Origin of the sequence: Amnimonas aquatica, from assembly GCF_002943415.1 — a bacterium.
GTDB lineage: Bacteria > Pseudomonadota > Gammaproteobacteria > Pseudomonadales > Moraxellaceae > Perlucidibaca > Perlucidibaca aquatica_A.
This window is the reverse complement of record NZ_PTQZ01000117.1, coordinates 1-5564: the sequence shown is the minus strand read 5'-3', so window position 1 is coordinate 5564 and position 5564 is coordinate 1. Positions and strand designations below refer to the sequence as shown.

The 5564-nt window shown below is 66.3% G+C and carries 3 protein-coding genes and 2 pseudogenes; 1 reads left to right on the top strand and 4 read right to left on the bottom strand.

Annotated features, from left to right (window positions below; genetic code table 11):
* Positions 1-889, top strand: an 889-nt coding sequence (locus C5O18_RS05865) for an acyltransferase (RefSeq protein ID WP_241146756.1), incomplete at its 5' end; no start/stop codon positions are given.
* A gap of 111 nt (positions 890-1000) precedes the next feature.
* Here C5O18_RS05865 and csrA read toward each other — a convergent pair.
* The 4 genes and pseudogenes from csrA to C5O18_RS11150 form a co-directional block, all read right to left on the bottom strand.
* Entirely contained in the window at positions 1001-1189 is a 189-nt protein-coding gene (csrA, locus tag C5O18_RS05860) for a carbon storage regulator CsrA (RefSeq protein WP_105192306.1), read from the bottom strand.
* Between the two features lie 150 nt (positions 1190-1339).
* Entirely contained in the window at positions 1340-2566 is a 1227-nt protein-coding gene (locus C5O18_RS05855) for an aspartate kinase (protein ID WP_105192304.1), read from the bottom strand.
* A 135-nt stretch (positions 2567-2701) separates the two neighbouring features.
* Positions 2702-5253 (bottom strand): annotated as a pseudogene (alaS, locus tag C5O18_RS05850) (alanine--tRNA ligase).
* Between the two features lie 193 nt (positions 5254-5446).
* Positions 5447-5564 (bottom strand): annotated as a pseudogene (locus C5O18_RS11150) (hypothetical protein); the annotation flags it as partial.

Sequence of the window (5564 nt, the reverse complement as noted above, 5' to 3'; positions counted from 1 at the left end):
GATACACGGCGTCATCATGGCGACACTGCTGCTGCTCAACACCCTGTTCTGGATCGTGCCGGTCTACCTGCTGATCATCGTCAAGCTGATCCTGCCGCGCGGCCGGCTGTTCGACCAGGTCTCGCGCCTGGTGGCCTTCCTGGCGCAGACCTGGGCCATGTGCAACACCCTGCTGGCCCGCGTGTTCATGCGCATCGAGTGGGATGTCCGCCTGCCCGCCGGCCTCGACCCCAAGGGCCAGTACCTGGCCTGCGCCAACCACCAGTCGTGGAACGACATCTTCGTGCTCATGCGCGCGTTCGGCTACCAGGCCCCGTTCTTCAAGTTCTTCCTCAAGCAGGAGCTGATCTGGGTGCCGCTGCTGGGCCTGGCCTGGTGGGGCCTGGACTACCCGTTCATGAAGCGCTACACCCGCGCGCAGATCGAGAAGAACCCGGCGCTCAAGGGCAAGGACATGGAGACCACGCGCCAGGCCTGCGCCAAGTTCAGGAACCTGCCGGTGCTGGTGCTCAACTTCCTCGAAGGCACGCGCTTCACGCCCGCGAAGCACGCACGCCAGGCCTCGCCCTACCAGCACCTGCTCAAGCCCAAGTCCGGCGGCTTCGCCTTTGCCATGTCCGCCTTCGGCGAACAGCTCAATGCCCTGCTGGACATCACCATCGTCTATCCGGACGGCTCGGTGGGGTTCTGGGAATTCCTCTGCGGCCGCGTGCGCCGCGTCATCGTGGTGGTGGAGCAGCGCACCATTCCGCACGAGCTCTACGAGGGCGACTACGAGAACGATCCGGCCTTCCGTGCCCGCTTCCACCAGTGGATATCGGCACTCTGGGCCGCCAAGGACGCACGCATCGAGGCCCTGCTGGCCGAGGCCGGCGCCAGCCGTCAGTGACACACAGGGCGACAACGTGACCGGCCTGCCGGTCACGGACAGCACGCTGCCGGAAATGAAAAAGCCTCCTGACGGAGGCTTTTTCGTGGCGGCAGCAGGGCCGGGAAAGGCTCAGCCGGCCTGTTCCGCGGGGTCCTTCTCCTGCTGGATGCGCTGGTAGATCTCCTCGCGGTGCACGGCGACATCCTTGGGGGCATTGACCCCGATGCGCACCTGGTTGCCCTTGACACCCAGCACCGTTACGGTGACCTCGTCACCCACCATCAGGGTCTCTCCGACCCGACGTGTCAAAATCAGCATTTCTTGCTCTCCAATATGTCTGGCGGTCCCGGTCCGGACCACCATGTGTTGGCCGCGAGGAGTCAGTCTCAATCATGACGACATCAAATTGGGACGCTCCATCGCCCAGTGACACATCCCGCAAGCCGCTTGCTACCGCAAAGACACCCCTCAGGCGGACGGGGCATCCAGATCAAACGCCGTGTGCAGCGCACGCACTGCCAGCTCCAGGTACTTCTCGTCGACCACCACGGAAATCTTGATTTCCGAGGTCGAGATCATCTGGATGTTGATGTTTTCCTTGGCCAGCACGGCAAACATCTTGCTCGCCACACCCGCGTGCGAACGCATGCCGACGCCGACCAGGGACACCTTGGTGATCTTGTCGTCGGAGATGATCTCACGAGCAGAAACGTCCTGGGCCACCTTTTCGAGCACAGAGAGTGCCTTTTTCATGTCACCGCGCGCAACCGTGAAGGTGAAGTCGGTGGTGCCGTCAGCCGAGACGTTCTGCACGATCATGTCGACTTCGATGTTGGCGTCGCCGATCGGGCCGAGGATGCGGGAAGCGATGCCCGGGGTGTCGGGCACGCCGCGAACGATGAGCTTGGCTTCGTCACGATTGAAGGCAATCCCGGAAATGACGGGCTTTTCCATATCTTCCTCTGTATCAACGGTGATCAGGGTACCGCCGCCCTCTCCGAAGCTGGAGAGCACGCGCAGCGGCACGTTGTACTTGCCGGCGAATTCCACCGAACGGATCTGCAGCACCTTGGAGCCCAGCGAGGCCATCTCGAGCATTTCCTCGAAGGTGATGGTCTCCAGGCGGCGGGCCTGCGGCACCACGCGCGGGTCGGTGGTGTAGACGCCGTCGACATCGGTGTAGATCTGGCACTCGTCGGCCTTCAGGGCCGCCGCCAGCGCCACGCCGGTGGTGTCGGAACCGCCGCGGCCGAGCGTGGTGATGTTGCCATCGTCGTCGGCGCCCTGGAAACCGGCCACGATGATGACCTTGCGCTGCGCCAGGTCGGCGCGCATGCGGGCGTCATCGATGGACTCGATGCGGGCCTTGCCGAACGAGCTGTCGGTGCGGATGGCGACCTGGGCGCCGGTGTAGGACTTCGCCGCCACGCCGCGCTTCATCAGCGCCATGGCCAGCAGTGCGATGGTGACCTGCTCGCCGGTCGACACCATGACATCCAGCTCGCGCGGATCCGGATCCGGGGTGATGGCCTTGGCCAGGCCGATGAGGCGATTGGTCTCGCCGCTCATGGCCGACACCACCACCACGATGTCGTTGCCCTGCGCATGCCAGCGCTGGACGCGCTCGGCCACCGCCTCGATGCGCTCCGGGGAGCCGACCGAGGTACCGCCGTACTTCTGAACGATCAATGCCATATTGTTGTCCGCTTGCTGTCGCCCTGCCACGAAGGCAGGGCTGGTTTCCTGATTCCTGTTTTTCCGGCCGCCGGCGGCGCCTGCTCGTGGCACGACCGGCGGCCGGCGCAGCTTTCTGCGCGCGGGCAGCGCCGTTCAGCCGCCCAGACGCTCACCCACGAAGCCCTGCACGGTGGTCAGCGCCTGCGGCAGCGCCGCCACGTCGGTACCGCCGGCCATGGCCATGTCCGGACGGCCGCCGCCCTTGCCGCCGACCTGCTGCGCCACGAAGCTGACCAGCTCGCCGGCCTTGACCTTGGCGGTCAGGTCGGCGGTCACGCCGGCAGCCAGGCTGACCTTGCCGTCGGCCACGCTGGCCAGCAGCACGATGGCCGAACCGAGCTTGTTGCGGAGCTGGTCGACGGTGTCGCGCAGGGCCTTGGCATCCACGCCCTCCAGGCTGGCGGCCAGCACCTTGGCGCCACCGATGTCGATGGCCTGGCTGGCCAGATCGGCACCGGCCGATGCCGCCAGCTTGAGCTTGAGACGGTCCAGCTCCTTTTCCAGGTCGCGCTGGCGCTCCAGCAGCTGGCGCACCTTGCCGCCGACAGACTCGCGATTGCCCTTCACCGCATCGGCGATATCGGCCAGCGCCAGCTCGCCCTCGTTCAGCCAGGCCAGCGCGCCCTCGCCGGTGCGCGCCTCGACGCGGCGCACGCCGGCGGCAACACCGCCTTCAGAGGTGATGCGCAGCAGGCCGATGTCGCCGGTGCGGCCGACATGGGTGCCACCGCAGAGCTCGACCGAGAAATCGTCCTCGCCCATGGTGAGCACGCGCACCACGTCGCCGTACTTTTCGCCGAACAGCGCCATGGCGCCCTTGGCGCGGGCGGTGTCGATGTCGGTGACTTCCGTGCGCACGGGCGTGTTGGCGAGGATCTGGCCGTTCACGCGCGCCTCGATGCGGCGCAGCGTTTCCGCCGGAATCGCTTCCGGCTGCGAGAAGTCGAAGCGCAGGTAGTCGGCGCAGACCAGCGAGCCCTTCTGCTGCACGTGCGTGCCCAGGATTTCGCGCAGGGCGGCGTGCAGCAGGTGTGTGGCGGAGTGGTTGCGGGCGGTGGCGGCGCGCAGGTCGCCACGCACCTCGGCGCCGACCCGGTCACCCACGCGCAGGCTGCCTTCGGTGACCACGGCCTGGTGCAGATGATGCGCGCCGGCCTTGGTGGTGTCGCGCACTTCGACCGTGACGCCGGCGGCACGCAGGTAGCCGGCATCGCCGACCTGGCCGCCGGATTCGCCGTAGAACGGCGTCTGATCGAGAATGATCACCACTTCATCGCCGACATTGGCGACATCGAGCGCATCACCGCCTCGGTAGATGGCGAGCACCGCGCCTTCGCCGCGCGTGGCGTCGTAGCCGGTGAAGCGGGTTTCGCCGTCGAGCTTGATCAGGCTGTTGTAGTCGAGGTCGAAGCGCGAGCTGGCGCGGGCGCGCTCGCGCTGGGCGTTCATTTCACGCTCGAAGCCGGCCTCGTCCAGCGTCAGGCCGCGCTCGCGGGCGATATCGCCGGTGAGGTCGACCGGGAAACCGTAGGTGTCGTAGAGGCGGAACACGGTCTCGCCCGGAATCACCGTGCCCTGCAGACCGACCAGGTCCTGATCGAGGATGCGCAGGCCCTGCTCCAGCGTGCGGGCGAACTGCTCCTCCTCGGTCTTCAGCACGCGCTCGATATGCGCCTGCTGCGCGCGCAGCTCCGGATAGGCCTCGCCCATCTCGGCGGCCAGCGCGGCCACGACCTTGTGGAAGAAGCTGTCCTTCGCGCCCAGCTTGTTGCCGTGGCGGCAGGCGCGGCGGATGATGCGGCGCAGCACGTAGCCGCGGCCCTCGTTGGAGGGCGTGACGCCATCGGCGATCAGGAACGAGCAGGAGCGGATGTGGTCGGCCACGACCTTGAGCGAGGCCTGGTTGTCATTGGCGCAGCCGATGNTTCCAGACCCATGCCGGTGTCGACACTGGGCGCCGGCAGCGGATGCAGGACGCCGTCCGCCGTGCGGTTGAACTGCATGAAGACGTTGTTCCAGATCTCGATGAAACGGTCGCCATCCTCGTCCGGCGAGCCCGGCGGACCGCCGGCGATGTCGGCGCCGTGGTCATAGAAGATCTCGGTGCAGGGACCGCAGGGACCGGTGTCGCCCATGGCCCAGAAATTGTCGGAAGCGTAGGGAGCACCCTTGTTGTCCCCGATGCGGATGATGCGCTCAGCAGGCACACCGATCTCGCCCTGCCAGATGGCATAGGCTTCGTCGTCGGTGGCATAGACGGTGACCGTCAGCTTGTCGCGGGGGATGCCCAGCCACTGCGGCGAGGTCAGGAACTCCCAGGCGTAATGGATGGCATCACGCTTGAAGTAGTCGCCGAAGCTGAAGTTGCCCAGCATTTCGAAGAAGGTGTGGTGGCGCGCGGTGTAGCCGACATTCTCGAGGTCGTTGTGCTTGCCGCCGGCACGGACGCACTTCTGCGAGGAGGCGGCACGGGTGTAGGCGCGCTTGTCCAGGCCGAGGAAGCAGTCCTTGAACTGGTTCATGCCGGCATTGGTGAACAGCAGCGTCGGGTCATCCGCGGGAACCAGCGAGCTGGAGGCGACACGGGTGTGCCCCTTCTGCTCGAAGAAACGAAGGAAAGCCTCGCGGATTTCAGCGCTTTTCATGTACCGCTCCGAACCAGTCACGCCCTGCCCCGACCCCGGCTACCGATCTGCGGGTGGCGGGTTGGCAAGGCTTTTTGCAAAAGACCGGCGATTATAGCGGCAGATGTGCTGACTGAGCAGCCACTGTTGGAGATTCCGTCGTCGGCAAGCCCGACAGGGCGGCAAGCACCCGGGCGTGACCGCGAATGCTGGCTCAGGAGGACTGGTGCAGGACTTTCAGGGCGCCCAGCGCCTGGCCCAGGGAGAACCCCCGGTACTGCAGGAAACGGACCTGGCGGGCCCGCTCACGCTCGTCTTGAGCGGGCCCGCCG

Coding starts and splice junctions, on each gene's coding strand:
- csrA (WP_105192306.1), bottom strand. CDS start 1,189: ATGCTGATTTTGACACGTCGGGTCGGAGAGACCCTGATGGTGGGTGAC.
- C5O18_RS05855 (WP_105192304.1), bottom strand. CDS start 2,566: ATGGCATTGATCGTTCAGAAGTACGGCGGTACCTCGGTCGGCTCCCCG.